The organism is Oleiphilus sp. HI0125, from assembly GCF_001635355.1.
In genome coordinates, this window is record NZ_LWGF01001515.1 from 1 (window position 1) to 1,043 (window position 1,043).

Genomic DNA, 1,043 nt, shown 5'->3' on the forward strand with positions numbered 1-1,043 from the left:
TCCGAATTTATGTCACGCTCAAAGCATTGCGATCGTCATTTTATGCACGCAAGTTTTGGCCTTTATTATTGCTTTGATTCAAACAACGCATGGCCTGCTAGATTGGCAAACCCTTGGCTTCACCTCGCTCATATTGCATGCCATTGGACTCAGTTCTTGCGTTCTACTCTGTGCTGCTCGTCCAATCAATGCTCGCTTTAGCATCATTGCCCAGGCTTTTTTAGCACTACTTATCGTTATGCTAGTAACGGCCTTGATTAGTTATGCCAGCATACGATTTGTAGAAACCCATATTGTCGATAACGCCAATTTCATTATTCAAAATACGATTGTTGCAGGACTAATTAGCGGATTAGCACTCCGTTACTTTTACTTGGGCTATCTGGCGAAGCAGCAGCAAAAAGCCGAACTACAAGCGCGAATTGAGGCACTTCAATCTCGCATTCGACCGCACTTTTTATTTAATAGCATGAACAGCATCGCCAGTTTGATCGCTACGAAACCTGAACTAGCGGAGGACGCGGTACTCGATTTATCAGAACTTTTTCGCTCCACTCTCAATACACAGCGCCGATACGTTGCGCTTCAAGAAGAGATCTCTCTGTGTAAAAAGTATCTGAATATAGAAGGCTTACGACTTGGCGATCGGTTAAGGGTATCTTGGAAAATCGCCGACAATACTTTGCAGGTAATGATTCCACCTCTGACACTACAACCGATTGTTGAGAATGCAATCTATCACGGCATTCAACCTCTAGCAGATGGAGGAACAATCGATTTTGAAGCGTATATAAAGAACGAGCATGTGTATTTATTAGTGTCTAATCCTGTTGGGGAATCAGAAAAAAACACGCACGGAAATCATATCGCTTTATCGAATATTGCAGATCGCCTTTCTGCTATGTACAAAAAGACTGCCGTTCTGAAGACAAGTCAACACAATAACATCTTTACCACAACGCTCCGGCTGCCAATTCAAAGCAGTCATTAATATGAAAGAAGCGACCAAGATCTTAATTGCAGATGATGAACCTTTAGCCCGA

Annotated in this window: 1 protein-coding gene; it reads left to right on the forward strand. The window is 42.7% G+C overall.

Annotated elements, in window-relative coordinates; translation table 11 throughout:
* A partial coding sequence (locus A3762_RS25420; RefSeq protein WP_068758199.1) for a sensor histidine kinase occupies positions 1 to 991 on the forward strand: 991 nt, incomplete at its 5' end.
* Positions 992 to 1,043 lie beyond the last annotated feature (52 nt).